Genomic DNA, 16,080 nt, shown 5'->3' with positions numbered 1-16,080 from the left:
CCATTCCGTCTTCCGCTCTTCTGGTGAGAGCAGACAACTGGGGGGTCATGTCGCCGCGATGCCGCGGATCCGGGGCGACAGGAGGCAGAAGACGGTGACCAGAGCCAGCAGACCGCCGAACACCAGGACCGCTCCACTCGTCGAGATCCGGGTGAGCAGGTACGCGCCGGCCAGCGGGCCGAGTGACGCCACCAGCTGCGGCACGACCTGGAACACGGCCTGGGCTCGTCCCACGAGGTCGGCGGGAGCGTTTCGGAGCAGGATCGTCTGGGTCAAGGTCTGCGAAGCGGGACTGGTCAGACAGCAGAGGCCGATGAGCGAGCAGACCCAGGCCACACTTGCGGCGCCGACGGGGATCAGCAGGACCGCGGCGGCGATCACCGCCGCTGACATGGGCACCAGGGTGCGCGGGGAGATCACCCGCATGCTCGGGGCGATGCCGAACGATCCGATCAGGTTGGCCAGGCCCGCGACAGCGAGGACGACACCGGTCACCGGAGCGCGGCCGGTCGTGCCGTAGAGCGTGGTCAGCGTGAGCATGACACCGCTGATCGAGAAGTTCGTCAAGGTCATCGCGAAGATCAGATGTCGCAGGCACGGCAGGCGCCAGAGGAATCTCCAGCCATCGAAGGGAGTGGCCTGCCGCCGCCGCGCCGTACGCCGTGGTGGGACCGCGGCCAGCCGGACTGACGTCACACAACCCGCTGACAACAGGAAGGAGGCCGCGTCGACCAGGAACGCCAGCGGAGGTGCCCAGGCGTACAACGCCGCCCCCAGCGCCGGACCGCCGACGCTCACCACCGCGAACCGGCCCTGGTTGTACGACAACGCGGTAGCCAGCCGCTCCGGTGGGACGACCAAACGGAAGGTTGCGGTGCTCGCCGAGGAGAACACGACACCGAGTGTGCTGTCGATGACCGCGACCGCGAGCACAGCCGGCAATGAGACGCGGTGCGTGAACACCAGCCAGGCCAGCATGACCAGCGGGACGACACGAACGGCGTCACACCCCACCATGACCAGCTTGTAACCGAATCGGTCGTTGAGCGGCCCGGCGAGAGGTAACGCGCCGACGGTGGCGGCCGCCTCGACGACCGCGACCACGCCCAGATCCGTGGGACTGCGCAGTTGCGACAGGACCACCAGCGGCAGTGCCACCAGGGACGCCTGGGTGCCCAGAATGGACAGACCCTGGGCCAGCCACAGCCGGCGATAGCCATTGTCCCGGTACAAGCGCGCCGTACCCATGGAACTGTCCTTCCTGGCAGACATCCGTTCGAACGGGAGCACCGATCGGTCAGCCGATCGGCTTGCCCGGCGGCGGGGAATGAGGCGACGGGGAATGGCCCAAGGGGAAAGGCACCGCGATCGACTCGGCGAGAGCGTGGAGCATGCTCGTGGTGTTGTCCGGTGGTGCTCCTGCCGCGAGCTCGCAGGCCCGGAGCGCGAGCAGGACCCCGGACGATCCGGTGGTCAGATCCGCTGACAGCTTGAGCAGCCAGCTTCCGGGGAACAGGATGGTTCCGTCACGCCGGACCGCGTGCCATGCCAGCCGTCGGACATGCGCGGCCAGCATCCGGGCCGTCGTCTCGTCGGGAGAGCCCGCGGCGAGCGCAGTCATCAGCCCGGCCCGGCCCAGGAACAGACCGGACTCGGCGGTGAAGACGGCACCGCAAGCGTCGGTGATACCGCGGCGCAGCGTGGTCAGGCGTTCGTCGGTGCGGTATCGCAGGTAGAGGTCGATCGGCATGGCCAGGCCGGCGCTGCCAATGGACAGATGGGACAGGGAGTTCACACCGTCCGACAGCACGACTCCGCCCGACTCACTGCTGTCGAGGTGGGCGGAGTCGTCGTCGAGCGCCTTCTTGGTGGCGTCGAGCAGCGCGGAGTCGCCTGTGTCCTGGTAGCGGCGCAGGCAGAACAGCGCCGCGCCGGTCCGGCCGAACATGAGGCCGCTCCGCGTGGGCTCACCGGGAACAGGCGACTGCGGAGCCTCGTGCGCCAGCTCGCCGGCTACGCGTGCCGTGAGGTTGTCCAGCACTTCCTGCCAGTGGGCGTCACCGGTCTGGTGTGCGAAGTAGCGGACGGCGAGGCCGATGCCGGCGAGTCCGCCGAACAGGCTCAGTGAGTGCTGAGGAGGGGTGTCGGCGGTGATCCGGTCGAGCAGGTCGTGAGCCGCGTTCGTCTCGCCGAGTGCGTGCAGTGCGATCGCCGCGCCGTGCATACCCGTGTAAAGCCCGCCGCGCGCCGGTGAACGTTCGGTGGCCGAACGGAGCCACTCGACCTGCCGGGGATCGACCGGGTGTCCGATGAGAAGAAACGTGACGAGCACCCCGGAAGCGCCGTAAGCGAGGTTGTACCCGCCGTCGCGCAGGCCGGCGGGGTCTCCTGGGAAAAGTCGATCGGCTCGATCGGGAGTTGCCGTGCGAAGGATCCCGGCGAGGACCGACGCCTGCAGTGCCCGCATATCGGGACCGTGCTGGTCCCGCGCCGCCGCCCCGAACCGATGGCTCAGCGTGGGCGATCCGGCGGTGGGGTCGTCCGGAACGGCGATTCCCAGTCTGGCCTGCTCGACGACGTCCGCCGCCTTCGGAAACAGGACCGTGGCCGCGTCGGCCAAGTCGTCGACCTTCGCGGCATCGAAGTCCAGCATGGCGGTGAGGGGGAGGAACACCGCCAGCCGAATCGCGTTGAGCGCGTAGATGTCCCGTTCCGGCCCTTCCCACGCGTGGGCGGCGACGAACCCAGGGGCGCCGATGGTGGGCGCCGGTTCGTCGGCGGGGCGGTAGGAAATCTCGAAGTCGATCAGTGTCACCCGGTCGTCCGCACCGATGATGATGTTTTTCGGGTGCAGATCGGCGAACACGTAGCCGCGTCGATGCAGCGTTTGCAGGGCGGCCTCGAGCTGGATGAGGATCGACAGTGCCCGTTCGGTGTACTCGGTCACCTCGTCAGCTGTGTGCCGTCCGCGGGGAAGAGGGTTCCGCTTGGCCATGAAGGTCCAGAGTGTGTCACCCTCGATGTAGTCCTCGACCAGGAAATGGTGTTCCCACGCGGTGAAAACGGTGACAAAGCCGGGTGTGAAATCGAGATCTGACAAGGCGGCCAGGACATCCGCTTCGTGCCGTAGCCGGGTGACCGCGTCTTGGCCGGATCCATCCAGTCCGGCGAACGGCCGCGCTTCTCGCAGGACGACGGGCTTGTCCGACTGCTCACCTCGGCCGAGGTAGATGCCGCCGCCGTTGGAGAAATGCAGCACCTTGTCGACCCGGTACGGCATTTTCACGGTGCCGACGGAGGCCTTCTCAATCTGCTCCGCGACGAAGCCCGGCACACGAACCCAGTCCGGAACGGAAAATGTCGGGCCGCGCAGGTCCGGTACCAGCGTGCCGTCGGGTCTGCGGACGGCGGGGACACTCTGACCGCCGCCGTTGGCGCAGTACATCATGCTGAACCCGCCGTAGCGCACGTACAGAGGGCCGTCGAGCCACCGCAGGTCACTGAGAATGTATGGCCCTCGGCGGCCGCGCAAGGTATTCGAGAGGGCATCGAGGGTGCTTCGCAGCTGGTCATCGTCGCCGGTATAGATCGTGATCAGCTTTCCGCTTCCACCTCGTGGGGCGTACTTGCCGTTGCTGAGCAGATACGCCTGCCGCGAGGGCTGCACCTTGAAGCTGACCCGCTCCTCGAAACAGTGCCGCGCGACGAGGCCGATGACCTCCTCGGCCTCATCCACCACCGCCGAGACGTGAATCTTCCAGCCCTGTTCCGGCAACTGCGCGTCTGCCGGGGTGAAGTAGGCCCAGTAGGCGTCCTCCTCGCGCACCCATCCTTCCGGTGGTGCCTGCGTCACGGTGGCGAACGGCGTTACCGCGCGGACCGAGGGGTGGTCGTAGAAGTCGCCATCGTTCTGGCAGAAAAGTAAGTAGTCGTCCATAAGACATCAGGCTTTCTGCAGAGGAGGCAGATCAGCGGACGGTGCCCGAATTCCTCTAGCGCAAGCGTCGGCGGCTGCAGGAATATACTGTACGCCGGACCGCTTCCGACAATAGTGGCGGAAGCTCGTGACTTGACAGTCAAAATGAGCTGTGAGATATGAGTGGGGCGATAATGGCGGCGGGCGATCCTTGACATTGTCGTCAACCCGTGAATAATTAAACTCTGGATCAGGGGAAGCGGTCCGGTGGCACTGAAGATCCCGGGAAATAGCCCACTCTTGTTCTCCGTGTGAAAATCCGGGGACCGGACAGTGTGGTCCTGTTTCGCTGAGTGAAGACAAGTTGTGATCGGTCCCTTTGCGTTTCGCTTCGTAGTCCGGCGGAAAAGTTCCTGAAGTTTCGTCCTTCTTTACGTCGGCACGAAAAAGGCTTGTCAGTCCTTGTTGTGAATTCGAGATAAGGAGAAGTTATGCGAAGTAGCATCCGGTACGCGTTTCTGGGCACCGTCGCCGTGGCGACGGTGTCGCTGACGGTGGTCCCGGCAGTGAACGCGGCCACCCTGACGAGCTCGTCCGCGTCGGAGCCTGACGTCGTGATGCTCGGAGGTCAAAGCCCGGATTACGACGCGACGACCCGCGCTTACTGGACGCCACAGCGGATGCGCGAAGCTGTGCCCCTTGATGACGTCGTCGCGCCGGGAACTCGTGGTGAGGGCGAGAAAAGTACCGCCGCTGCCGGTCCGGCGAGCCCTCCCACTGTCATCCTGCCGGCCGAGTCGAAGAGCGGTAGTGGTACCGGGGCGCGCGTGGAAACGGATCCTTACGACACCCGGAGCGTCGGAAAACTGTTCATCCGCCAGACAAATGGCAATGTTTCGTGCACGGCCGTCGCCGTGAACGGCGGCAAAAGCGGCAACCTGCTCGCAACCGCTACGCACTGCCTGAGCCCCGACAAAGGCAAGACCGAGAACGCCGACTACGTTCCGGCGTACTCAAAGGGAACCAGCCCGTATGACAGCTTTCCGGTCAGGGCATACGTTCCCACCGCGGGCTGGACCCCAGGTCATCCGCAGCAGCATGACGCCGCTTTCGTGGTCACCGCCCCCAGTGTGAATGGTCGCAACCCTGGAGATATCGGCTACCAAAACGGGCTCGCCTTCAACAATTCTCCAGATCAGAGGGTAACGGTGGTCGGTTATGGCAACAAAGCAGGAGACACGGAGCAGCAATACGGCTGCGTTGGCGTGCGTGCTTTCCGTGATCCTTCCGACTCGACCCGCATCGCGGTGAACTGCGTCTTCGGTCCAGGAGCATCCGGCGGACCGTTCTTCGTGACGGATGATCAGGGCGTATACAACGTCGTGACGGCTGTCATCCGGGGATCAGCCGGGAATCAGACCAGGGAAGTGGGCCCACTGTTCGGGGACAGTGAACTGCAGGCCTACAACACGGCTGTAGCTACTTCGTAGCCGCCTGTCCTCCCTCGACGAGGAGCCCGAAGGTCCGCAGCGGGGGTCCTGCGGGCTCGTGTGCGGCGATCGCGGCGGTGGCGGAGTCCAGGCCGCCGGACAGTTCCAGCCCCATCGGGGCCCCGCCGGCGCGCCACGGGCGCAGTGCCTCGGTGAGCAGGTAGGCGAGCGCGTCGCGGGGTCGGCGCCGGGGCGCAGTTCCCGCGCGGGTGACGTGTTCGGCTGGGAGCGGGTGGGCGAGCCGGAGGCCCGTGGTGGTGAACGTCGCGGTCGCGCGTTCGGTCAGCATGGTCACCTCGGTGAACAGGGTGTCGCTGCTGTAGCGGTGCCGCCTGGTCAAGGCACGTGCCACGGCACGGTGCCGCCGATGCCGGCGGTGAGGGTGACCCGTCCCGGCTGCAGATGCAGTACCAGTGCGTCGCCACGAGCGGTGCCGGTCGCGCCCTCACCGTCGTGCGCGGGAGGTGCCGGTCCCGCCAGGGTCACCGGGCTGGCGAGGTCACGCACCAGGATGGTCGTGGTGTGCTGGGTGCGGTCGATCTCGTGGCGCAGCGCGGGATGGGAGATCGGCTGGACCCAGCTGTCGCCGCAACGCCATCGGCCATGGTCCCATTGCCACCCGGCTCGGGTGAGGTCGGCCAGCGCCGGGTGGAACGAGAGCATGGCGGGTTACGCTTCGCGAGTCCACGAAGGCTTCGGTACGGGCTGCGCAACCGCAGGACGAGGACGGAAACCACATCGACCCGAACACCGGTAAAATCATCCCGAAAGACGGTCCGTTCACTATGGGCACAGACCTGGGTTCGAATACTGGCGGACTCGTGACCGGGCTCAGCTTGAAGACCGGACCCGGCGGCGGTTCATCGAGACATCGGCATGGTTGACCGCCAAGGGCGCTCTGAGCTGCATTACAGTGCACTTGAAGGTACTGCCGACCGAGCCCGCGCGCTCCTGGCGGAGGGGCAAGACCCGAACCTTGGGGACCGTGACGGCTTCGTCCCGCTCCACCTGGCGGCCCAGCAGGGCAACGTCGAGGTCGCCGAGGCGCTGCTTGAAGCCGGAGCCGCGGTCGACGCGGTTAACAAGTATGGGAACACGCCGCTATTCGTGGCAGTGTTCACTTCGCAGGGGCGAGGTGATGTCATTCAGTTGCTTCGCCGGCACGGGGCTGATCCACGCAACGTCAATGGTTCGGGGCAGACTCCTGCCGGGCTGGCTCGGCTCATCGCAAATTACGATGTCAATCAGTTTTTTGACGACGTCGATTAGCGGTCAGCGTTGAGAGGATGGGCTGCTGGGGCTGGTGGTTGCGCCTGCGAAGCGCACGGCGAGCTTTCATCGGGCAGGCGAAGTGGTATTCGGGTCCCCACCGCAGTGGCGGTGGGCTGCCGAGGGGAGCAAGTCGAAGGCACGGCTGCCGATGTGGTCGACCTGTGCGCCATCGAGGACCGTCGAGTCGCGCAGCGCGGCGATGTTGGCGGCGATGGTGTCCTCGGTGCTGCAGGGAACGCCGGAGTCTGTGCCGTAGACGATGTGGTCGGCCGGCACCATGGCCAGCGCGGCGGCGATGTTGGCGTCGGTGCCGGAAGCGGCGGTGTCGAGGTAGAGGCGACCCAGCTGTGCGCGGATCTCGTCGGAGGTGATCCCGGCCGCACCTGGAACCCAGGCTTCGGTGCCGAGCAGACCTATCCGCCCGGACAGCCCGGGCAGAGCGCCGCCGCAGTGGGCCAGTACGAAACGGATGTCCGGGTGCCGGCGGAACACCCCGCTGTACATCATCGCCACCACCGTCCGGGCCGTGTCGAACGCGACCTCGACCAGGGGCGTGGGCAACCCCAGCCGCGGCAGGGCCGTGGTGTCCGGATGAACGAACACGGTCGCGTGCCGCCGGTCGAGCTCGGCCCACACCGGTTCGAGTGACGGGCTGGAAAGGTTGACGCCGGCATAGGTGGTGCTGACCGCCCAGCCATCGGCGGACAGTTCACCGCCGGCACGGTCGAGTTCCGCCAGCGCGGCGTCCGGGTCGTCGCTCGGCAGCGCGGCGAGCAATCCGAACCGTGAGGGGTGGTCGGCGACAAGCGTGGCGCCGTAGGTGTTGGCATCGCGCAGCGCTGCGTGAGTGTGGGGGACGTTGCTCAGCAGCTGCATGGCGACACCGGCGCGGTCCATCGACGCGAGGGCCGTTTCGGGGGTCCAGACGTGGGGGTGCGGTGCCATGAAGCACAGCTTGTGCATCGCTTCCCACGCCGCGTGCCGCTGCTCGTCGGTGGACGGTGTGGAGAAGTGCGCGTGGATGTCGATCCAGCCGGTGGCGGTCATGAGGGCTTCCTGTTTTCGTCGGGCCGGGTGATGTCGAGTGAGGGCTGCCAGCGGGGTATCGGTCCGAGTCCGTTGGGGATGCGCAGGCTCTTGCTGTAGCCGTATTCGCGCAGGGTCTCCCGGGCGTGCTCGCGTCCGTAGCCGCTGGCGCCGACTCCGCCGAACGGAACGCCGACCGCCGCGCGGTTGTAGTGGTTGACGAACACCTGACCGGCACGGACCGCGTTGGCCACCCGCAGCACGCGTTCCGCGTCGGTGCTGAACACGCCGGCGACCAGTCCGAATGGTGTGCCGTTGGCGATACGGACCGCCTGCTCCTCCGTGCCGAACCGGATCATGGTGACGACCGGTCCGAAGATCTCCTCGTTGGCCACCCTCATGCCGGGCGTCACTTCGGTGAGCAGTGTCGGCCGCACGAAGTAGCCGTCGGACAGCGTCGGGTCACGCGGAAGGTCGGCTTGCGCGGCGAGTACGGCGCCTTCGGCGCGGCCGATGTCGAGGTAGTCGAGCACGCGCTGCCGCTGCCGGCTCGTGACCAGTGGCCCGACGTGGGTGCCAGCCTTGGCGCCGTCACCGACTTCGAGTCGGCGCACAGCGTCCCCGACCCGGCGTGCGACCTCGTCGTACACCGGGTCCTGTACCAGGATCCGAGATGCCGCGGTGCAGGCTTCGCCCTGGTTGAAGAAGCCACCCTCGATGATCCAGGGGACGACCGATCCGAGATCGGCGTCGTCGAAGACGATGAGCGGGTTCTTGCCGCCTAGTTCGAGCAGGGCCGGGGTGAGGTTGTCGGCGGCTGTCTTCACCACGGCGACCCCTGTGCTCGGAGCCCCTGTGAAGGAGAGCTTGCCGATCATCGGGTGTGCGGCCAGCGCGGCGCCGACCGGCCCACGACCAGGGACGACGTGCACGACGTCGTCGGGGAGCGCGTCCTGAATGAGTTCGATCAGCCGGAGCACGGCCAGTGGCGCCTGCTCCGGGGGTTTGAGTACCACGCCGTTGCCGGCCGCGAGGGCCGGGGCGATCTTGCCCGCGGTGTGGATCGGCGGCCAGTTGAAGGGCACGATCGCGCCGACGACGCCGTACGGTTCGAGGGTCGTGACGTCGAGCAGTGGCCCGTTGTTCACCGCGGTACTCGGCGCTGCCGTCATAAGGCCGGCGTACAGGTCGAAGATGCCGCCAGCCGCGACGAGGTCGAAGTCGCGGGCCTGGGTGAACGGCTTGCCGTTGTCGAGGGTCTCGAGCTCGGCGATCTCGTCGGCGTGGTCGCGGATCGTCTGGGCGATCAGCCGCAGATAGTGGCCGCGCTCGGCGGCAGGACGGATCCGCCAGCCGAGGTAGCCGGTGTGCGCCGCTTTCACGGCGGCGTCGACTTCGGCGGCTCCGGAGCCCTGGATCACCGCGACGGTGTCGCCGGTCGCCGGGTTCTCCACGGTGAAGCGGTCTTCGCCCGCTGCCGACGACCAGCGCAGCCGGATGACCTCGAGGTTGTTGCTCACGTTGCCTCCTTCTGGTCGGTGGAGCTCAAGGTGACCGGTCGCGGGCCTGGTGCGAGTCCGATCCGGGCGGCGTTGCCGCCGGCTACCGCCGATATGGCACGCGGTTCGAGCCCGGCTGCCCTCAGCCGCCCGCAGGGGTCGGGGTCGCCCATGTCGAACGGGTAGTCGGACCCGAGCAGGACATGGTCGTACCCGACCTCGTCCACCAGCCGGCGCAGTGCGGCGGGCTCGTGGACGAGGCTGTCGAAGAACAGCTGGGGCAGGTAGCTACTCGGCGGTCGCGGGGTGGTCCTGGCGTCGAGACGTTCGCGCCAGGCGTGATCGGCGCGCGTCATCGTGCCGGGAAGATAGCCACCGCCGTGCCCGACGATCACTCGCAACTGCCCGAACCGCTCCAGCACTCCGCCGACGATGAGGTGGGACAGGGCCACGGTGTGTTCGACGAGCTGTCCGACGCTGTTCGACAGGTACCACTGGGAGAGCCGGTCGTCGAGCGTGCAGCCCCAGGGGTGCAGGAAGATCACTGCGCCGAGGTGAACGGCTCGGACCCAGAAATCGTCGTACCGCCGATCAGACAGCTCGATCGGCGCGCCACGGTCCGGGTCCGGTGCGTGCGTCGAGATCTCGACACCGCGTAGCCCGTGGGCGAAGGCGTCGTCGAGCGCGTCGGCGGCGAGAGCGGGGAACTGCTGGGGGATGACACCGAGTCCGACAAGTTGCTCCGGGCGTGCGGCGCAGTGCGCGGCGATGACCTCGTGGGTCAGGTGCGCGAGTTCACGGGCGGCGGCCGGATCTCGGATCCAGTGGTGGTATTGGGTCGGTGTGATGGACACGACCTGTGCGTCGATGCCGGCGGCGGTCATGGCGGCCAGCCGCTGGTCGACATCGACCAGGAGCGGAAGACGGCTGCGCAACTGGCTGGCGCCGACGTCGGCGGACACGTCGCCCAGCCGCCGGTGTTCCAGGCGGCGCTGTTCGGCGCGACCGGGCAATGCTTCGGTGGCCGACTCGATGTCGGCGGCCCACAGATGGGCGTGGACATCGATGACGGGGTGGCACACGATCGCTCCTTCAGCACGGCGAGGCGGGGTTCACCTCGATCGTGCGCCGAGAGAGATCCAGAACGTAGAGCATATTGCGTATGGTCAACATTCCTCCTGGCTATAGTGATGTCGTGTTCGCACCGCATCAACCGGACAGTGGAGACCAGCGGTGCAACGACGCGTTGCTGTCGTTCGGGCTGGATTCCACGCATCTGCAGGCGTTGCACGCCCTGCTGGACGAGCGCAGCGTGACCGGCGCTGCCGTCCTGTTGCGGAGGACCCAGCCGACACTGTCGAAGGCGTTGAGCCAGTTGCGCAAGCACTTCGGAGACCCGTTGCTCGAACGGGCCGGCAATCACTATCGGCTGACACCGTTCGCGGAACGGCTGCGCCCGCTGGCCTCTGCCGCGGTCGCGGCCGTCGAGCGCACGTTCGCGGCCGAAACCGCCTTCGACCCGCGCACCAGCACGCGGACATTCACCATCGTCTCGTCCGACAACGGCATCGGTACCGCCGGCGCGGCGCTTCTCCGGCTGGTCCGGAACTCCGCACCCGAGGTGAGCCTGCGATTCACGCCGGCAACTCCGCGGCTGCTCGACGAGCAGGACGACTACCTGCGCACCGTCGACGGGGTGTTGCTGCCCCACGGGTTCCTGGACTCGGCCCGCCACCACGACCTGTACACCGATCGCTGGGTGTGTGTGGTGGCCGCTGACAATCGGCTCGTCGGCGACCTGCTGACCATGGACGACCTGAGCCGGATGCCGTGGGTGGCCACGTTCGCCAACTATCTCGGCCGTTCTCCTGGGTGGCGGCAGATGGAACTTCTCGGTGTCAGCCCGCGGATAGCGGCCACCGCGGAGTCGTTTCTCGTGGTGTTCTGGTTACTGCCGGAAACGGACACGATCGCCATCGTTCCCGCTCGCCTCGCCGCGGCTGCGGGACCCGGCATCCGGGTGCTCGACTGCCCGTTCGACGCCGTGCCGCTGATCGAGGCATTCTGGTGGCACCCGGTGCACGACGTGGATCCAGGGCATCAGTGGTTACGAAGTCTGATGGGGCATGTTTCGGATGTCATGGAAGCCACTCGTTGATCGCCGCGATGACGACCGTGGCCTCGTAACGGACGGCCAGCTTGTCGTATCGGGTGGCCACCGCACGGTTGCGCTCGAGACGGTTGATACCGCACTCCACCGCGTGGCGTTGCTTGTAGATCTCCTTGTCGAACGCCGGCGGTCGTCCACCACGGTGGCCCTTGTTCTCGCGGTTGCCGTAGAGGTCCGGCATCCCGCCGGGGACGCCGGCCAGCTACGGCCGGACAAGCCGGACCGTCAGGCCGTCGGCAAGCGAATCGACGCCGTGCCGACGGCCGCGATGGCGATCACGCGCTGGCGCGAACTCGCGCAGAAGCACGCGCGATCGGGCCGGATGGTGGTTCGCTGACGTCACTGGCCTCGTGGATCGTTCCGGCACCTGGTGAACTCCGCGTAAGCGCGCTCGACTGCTTCCAGGCGTTGCGGCCCGAGTGTATCGGCAAGCCGAATCACTTTCAGGATCGAGTCCGGCGGTCATGGTCCGTTCTCAACGCGTGCAGCTGGGCCTCGGATATTCCAGCAGCGCTAGTAATCTGCTCGACGGTCCACGTCGGGCATCGGTTCGTCCGACGACAGCTTCCGCAGCAGGCGATTTCGAATGCGATTCGATTCCGGGCCGAGATCTACGATCTCTTCATTCAAAATCGAAGTCGGCGGCATGTGCGAATAATTGTTGACTACGCTGGCCGGCAATTGGCGGTGGTAAATTTTCAATCCGACCGAAAGTCCTACTGCTGCTCTAAATGTTCGCACGGCGAGCGTGTCCCGTCGGGGCCCTCGAGCGCCGCGCCGTGGTGACGATGTCGGCGAATGCGGTCGCACAGCCGCTGCGTCCGCGGCCGCGGCGGCAAAACGAAATACCTGCATCTCCGATGTCGAGGTCGAACGCCTTCACTTCGTCTGCACCGCACGCCAAGCCACGACCTTGCAGTTAATCAACACCGAAATCGCCCGCGACCCCACCGTGGAAGGGTGCACAGAGGACATCCGCTTCTACGACGTCGCCCTCTCAATCGCCAGCCCGCCCGAACTGCTCACGCCACATCTGGCCGGCGCCTCGCGCCAGGACAACTCGGCGTCATAGCCACTCGTGCTCACATCGTCGCATCACGGCCAAAATGTTTAGTCGCAGGCATTCGGTATGGTTGCACTTGGCGAGGATTTGGCCAAGGGCACCCACCCCCAGATTCCATTTGTGGCTTGCACTAACACCCAGCCATTGCAGACTTCATTACCAGGTCGCACCGTGTCCGCCCGCGCGACTCCGCACACCTGCGATCCACTGCTTCGTTGATCATAAATATTCTCTGTCTGAGAGAAGTAGACCTTGCCGTAATCCACGGCGTTCGTGGGACCACAGGCGCGAGCGGCGGTCGATGGTGTCTGATTTGCGGAGGCGGCCGGAGCTGTGGTCAGCATGGTGCCCGCTGCCAGCAACAGGCCAGCCATTAGAGTCAGTGTTTTACGCATTCTAGAATTCCATGCAGAGATCAATTCTCCTCCTCGTTGATAATTCATTCGAAATGATAATGATTTCAACGGTGGACCGACAGTCTTTTTAACTCGTAATCCCCGCTTTGGCCGCGTTCCTGATCACCGTTCGGTGTAACGCCCCGTCTGCTCACTCTAAGAAGTATTCTGGTTGCCCGCAACTACCTTTCAGATGCGGGTAAAATCTTCCACAATGGACGGTTAGTCGAGTATTGCACTGCTCCACCCAACTTGATAGTGACGGCAGGCTGAGACACCCCGCCAACTACTCTCGCGGCGACCTCGAAGGTGGTCGAGCGGCGCCCGCATGTGCGGGTTGGAGGTCATGCCGGCCCAGAGTCCAATCATTGAACGAACCCACCACATCGACACGACCAGCAGGCATGTCGACAGGCAGACTGAAGACGATCCGCTTTCGCGCCTGGCTCCGGCGCCAGCCAGTCCGCGGTCAGCCGCTCGTGACCGTACTTGCGCAGCCGCCGACACTTCTGCACGAGACTGCGCCGGCACAGACCAGACCACACGGTCCCCACCGCCAGGGGGACCCGTCCACCGCCTCGGCCGACCCGCCCGCCCCGAACGCCGCGACCGTGCCGACCGGCTCGTGGCCCAGCACGCTCGGGCACGGCGGTGGCCGAGCACGGTGCGCCGGTCGCTGCCGCACACGGTGGCGAGCGCGACCTCGACCAAGACGCGCACCTCGGGCAGCTCCGCGGGCACCGGTTGTCGAGACGACCGCCAGCGGGCGAACAATCCGACAGCCGTGGGGATCGGCAGCCGACCTGCCCAGTCACGACACCCCAGTGGAAGGCCCGTACTCAAGATCGGCCCGACCGCCGAGCCTCGATGAGAACGAACCCCCGAACAGGGCGGGAATCAGCTTCTCTCCGCCGAAGAACGCCACGGTGCGTCCCTCGACGCTGGCCCTCGGGGCTGCGCCGGGGCGCGAGGTGGGGTCGTCGATCGCGCTGTGCGCCACCGGGAACGGCACTGAGGAGTCGGTGTCCCAGAGGCGGAACAGCAGTGCCTCGTCCGGCTGCGTGTCCGGGAAGTAGTACCAGCGCTGTTGCGGGTCGTGCACGAGATTGAGACCGGTGAACGGCATCGGCTGGTCCGGGCGTTCGTGGATCGGGACCGGCACGTACTGGTCCAGGCCGGTGGTGCGGGCGACGGCGACGGCGAGGGGGACTCGCTCGACGGGGCGGATGCCGCGCCGGACGTTGATTTCGGACCAGCGTCCCGCCGGCCACTCATCGGCCTCCGCGCCCATGGCCCGGCGGATCCAGACTTCGAAGCTCGCGCCGTCGTAGTCGGCGTGCGCTGCGCGTGCAGGCGGGCGTTCGCCTCGCTTCTCGCCGTCCTCGAAGCACGCCATCGTGTGGAAGACGACGACCTTCACCGCGCCGGTCGCCGCCTTGACCAGCTCCTCCAGTTCGGCCTTGTAGACCAGTTCGACCTCCTCGGTGTCGGTGAAGTCCTGCACCTTCGTCTGGTGCTTGACCAGCGCGAACCCGTACACGTCGAGACGGAAGTCCCCGCGGATCGGCCGGGCGTTCGTGATGGCGGTGCCGACGGAGCGGAAGCGGGCCGTGGCGGCCGCGTGCTGGCCGGCGTAGAAGATTCCGGCGGGTTCGGCCGGGCCCGCGTACCGCAAGGGCACCGTCACCGACGAGAGAGCCTGGGCGGTCATCGTTCCCCGGGCACCGCTGGGTCGCCGAGCGCGACGGCGAGGTGGTCGGCTGGACCGCGTCCAGCCCGGTGTCCACACGCGACTGTTACGCCGGCGTCGCCGAAACCTCCGTCTACGTCGCCGAGGGCCAGCGTGGTCGCGGCGTCGGGAATGCCTTGCTGCGCAAGCAGGTCATGGCCGCCGACGACGCCGGCCTGTGGACCCTGCAGACGTCGGTCTTCACCGAGAACCGCGCCAGCCTCGCCCTGCACCACGCGGCCGGCTACCGCACCGTCGGGATCCGCGAACGCATCGCCCAACGCGACGGCAGCTGGCACGACACCGTCTTCCTCGAACGCCGCAGCCCCGTCAGCTGAACCGACGTCGACGGAGTGTTCGAGTCTCCGCTGGTGTAGGGCGCTGGGCTTCGGTGAAAGAAACGTATCGAAAACGCGCTATCGGGGTGTAACTGCACCCGGGTGGACGGCGCGCGGTGTCTCCGGCTACGGGCAGGATCCAGGTGGGTACGGGGAGGCGTGTCCCGTTTCTTGATCATGAACGAGTCGCGCCTCGACAGAGCGTGACGCTCGTGATCGAGGGGGTGGGTTCAGGGGGCTCGTCGTCTCGTCTTACCCGGGACGTTCACGAGCGCTTCCCATCTGCCTTGGACCGGATACCGCATCCTTTACGTGGATCGTAGAGGGAATCTGGGGACACATTATTGGCCGATCGCCACGATTCAAGGAAGGAAACCCCCGGCTCGGCCAGTGCGTGTTCCGCCACCATCAGATGACCTTAGTGAAAGGCACATTCATGGAATACGCACACGTTGCAGCACGGATCTCGGAGCTGTTGTCGGCCGACTTCGCCCCGGTGGCGTTGACGTTCGTCGACGCGCCACCCGACGGTGTCGCGGTCTCCACCGAGGCCGTTCCCTCCAGCTGTAACTTCTGGCGTGTCGCGGAAAAGGGAGTGTTCTACGCGGCCGCCGAGCAGCATTTCAACTGCCCGGTCGGAGCGATGGTGATGGGCTTCGAGTTGCCGCCGGCGACCGGTGAGCAGCTCGGCGGCCTCGTGCAGTCGATGTGCGACGCCCGCTACCTTGATCCGGACGAGGCGGCGAACATCCCGACGGTCAAGCGCAAGAGTTCGGGAATTGTGTACGGTCCGCTGGCCGAATTCCCGACCGCCGCCGATCTCGTTCTCCTGTGGCTGACTCCGGCCCAGGCGATGGTTTACAACGAGGCGGCGGGCAACGCCAAATGGACGTCGACCCCGATGGACGTGTCGGGCCGCCCCGGGTGCGCGGCGTTGCCACTGGCGCTGGAGTCGCAGGCGCCGCGGCTGGCGCTGGGGTGCATCGGGATGCGCACGTTCACCGATATCGCCGATGACCGGATTCTGGCCGTGCTTCCCGGCGGCAAGGCCGAAGAGTTCGTTGCCGCGCTGGAGGTCACGGTGACCGCCAACGCCGGGATGAAGCAGTTCTACGAGACCGCGAAGGCCACCTTCGCCTGATCCGTGACGCCGGTTGCGGCGTCTGCGCGGTGACAAGCCCC

Annotated in this window: 13 protein-coding genes and 1 pseudogene; 5 read left to right on the top strand and 9 right to left on the bottom strand. The window is 66.5% G+C overall.

From position 1 onward, the window contains the following. Positions 1-45: 45 nt before the first annotated feature. Both OG943_RS19780 and lanKC read right to left on the bottom strand, forming a co-directional pair. A complete protein-coding gene (locus tag OG943_RS19780; RefSeq protein WP_328611268.1) occupies positions 46-1,248 on the bottom strand; it encodes an MFS transporter in 1,203 nt (400 codons plus the stop codon). 49 nt (positions 1,249-1,297) lie between these two features. Further along, positions 1,298-3,937: a class III lanthionine synthetase LanKC gene (lanKC, locus tag OG943_RS19775; RefSeq protein ID WP_328611267.1), complete on the bottom strand. Its 2,640-nt coding sequence runs from the start codon at positions 3,935-3,937 to the stop codon at positions 1,298-1,300. Positions 3,938-4,407: 470 nt separating this feature from the next. Here lanKC and OG943_RS19770 point away from each other — a divergent pair, with 470 nt between their 5' ends. Next, positions 4,408-5,406 (top strand): trypsin-like peptidase domain-containing protein, encoded by a 999-nt coding sequence (locus OG943_RS19770; RefSeq protein WP_328611266.1) that lies wholly within the window; start codon positions 4,408-4,410, stop codon positions 5,404-5,406. On the opposite strand, the gene OG943_RS19765 is transcribed toward OG943_RS19770, so the two are convergent. Together OG943_RS19765 and OG943_RS19760 are read right to left on the bottom strand one after the other, a co-directional pair. After that, positions 5,396-5,758, bottom strand: a complete 363-nt coding sequence (locus OG943_RS19765; RefSeq protein WP_328611265.1) for an asparagine synthase-related protein — start codon at positions 5,756-5,758, stop codon at positions 5,396-5,398. The two genes, OG943_RS19770 and OG943_RS19765, sit on opposite strands and share 11 nt — an antisense overlap. Continuing rightward, positions 5,743-6,069 carry a hypothetical protein gene (locus OG943_RS19760; RefSeq protein WP_328611264.1) on the bottom strand — a complete coding sequence of 109 codons (327 nt, stop codon included), beginning with the start codon at positions 6,067-6,069 and terminating at the stop codon, positions 5,743-5,745. Before OG943_RS19760 ends, OG943_RS19765 begins: the two co-directional genes overlap by 16 nt. Positions 6,070-6,282: 213 nt before the next feature. On the opposite strand from OG943_RS19760, the gene OG943_RS19755 reads away from it, so the two are divergent. After that, entirely contained in the window at positions 6,283-6,675 is a 393-nt protein-coding gene (locus OG943_RS19755; RefSeq protein WP_328611263.1) for an ankyrin repeat domain-containing protein, read from the top strand. A 66-nt stretch (positions 6,676-6,741) separates the two neighbouring features. Here the strand turns inward: OG943_RS19755 and OG943_RS19750 are convergent, their stop codons facing one another. The 3 genes from OG943_RS19750 to OG943_RS19740 are packed head-to-tail and all read right to left on the bottom strand — an operon-like array spanning position 6,742 to position 10,285. Then, on the bottom strand, positions 6,742-7,725 hold the full coding sequence (locus tag OG943_RS19750) for an amidohydrolase family protein (RefSeq protein ID WP_328611262.1): 984 nt from the start codon (positions 7,723-7,725) through the stop codon (positions 6,742-6,744). Then, positions 7,722-9,224: an aldehyde dehydrogenase family protein gene (locus OG943_RS19745; protein WP_328611261.1), complete on the bottom strand. Its 1,503-nt coding sequence runs from the start codon at positions 9,222-9,224 to the stop codon at positions 7,722-7,724. The genes OG943_RS19750 and OG943_RS19745 overlap by 4 nt, the downstream gene beginning before the upstream one ends. Beyond that, positions 9,221-10,285, bottom strand: coding sequence for an amidohydrolase family protein (locus OG943_RS19740; RefSeq protein WP_328611260.1), 1,065 nt, complete (start codon positions 10,283-10,285; stop codon positions 9,221-9,223). The genes OG943_RS19745 and OG943_RS19740 overlap by 4 nt, the downstream gene beginning before the upstream one ends. 80 nt (positions 10,286-10,365) lie before the next feature. Here OG943_RS19740 and OG943_RS19735 point away from each other — a divergent pair, with 80 nt between their 5' ends. Then, positions 10,366-11,361 carry a LysR family transcriptional regulator gene (locus tag OG943_RS19735; protein ID WP_328611259.1) on the top strand — a complete coding sequence of 332 codons (996 nt, stop codon included), beginning with the start codon at positions 10,366-10,368 and terminating at the stop codon, positions 11,359-11,361. Here the strand turns inward: OG943_RS19735 and OG943_RS19730 are convergent. Both OG943_RS19730 and OG943_RS19725 read right to left on the bottom strand, forming a co-directional pair. Further along, positions 11,342-11,554 carry a hypothetical protein gene (locus tag OG943_RS19730; RefSeq protein WP_328611258.1) on the bottom strand — a complete coding sequence of 71 codons (213 nt, stop codon included), beginning with the start codon at positions 11,552-11,554 and terminating at the stop codon, positions 11,342-11,344. The genes OG943_RS19735 and OG943_RS19730 overlap by 20 nt on opposite strands. 2,088 nt (positions 11,555-13,642) lie before the next feature. After that, the gene (locus tag OG943_RS19725; RefSeq protein ID WP_328611257.1) at positions 13,643-14,542 is read right to left on the bottom strand and encodes a CmcJ/NvfI family oxidoreductase; all 900 of its coding nucleotides are present in this window, start codon (positions 14,540-14,542) and stop codon (positions 13,643-13,645) included. Here OG943_RS19725 and OG943_RS19720 point away from each other — a divergent pair. Together OG943_RS19720 and OG943_RS19715 are read left to right on the top strand one after the other, a co-directional pair. Then, a pseudogene (locus tag OG943_RS19720) lies at positions 14,491-14,898 on the top strand (GNAT family N-acetyltransferase); the annotation flags it as partial. The gene OG943_RS19725 and the pseudogene OG943_RS19720 sit on opposite strands and share 52 nt — an antisense overlap. A gap of 436 nt (positions 14,899-15,334) precedes the next feature. After that, positions 15,335-16,039 (top strand): DUF169 domain-containing protein, encoded by a 705-nt coding sequence (locus OG943_RS19715; protein ID WP_328611256.1) that lies wholly within the window; start codon positions 15,335-15,337, stop codon positions 16,037-16,039. The last annotated feature ends 41 nt before the right edge of the window (positions 16,040-16,080 follow it).

It is taken from the genome of Amycolatopsis sp. NBC_00345 (assembly GCF_036116635.1).
Lineage (GTDB): Bacteria > Actinomycetota > Actinomycetes > Mycobacteriales > Pseudonocardiaceae > Amycolatopsis.
Note: the sequence above shows the minus strand (reverse complement) of the source record. Positions and strands in the feature narration are given on the sequence as shown.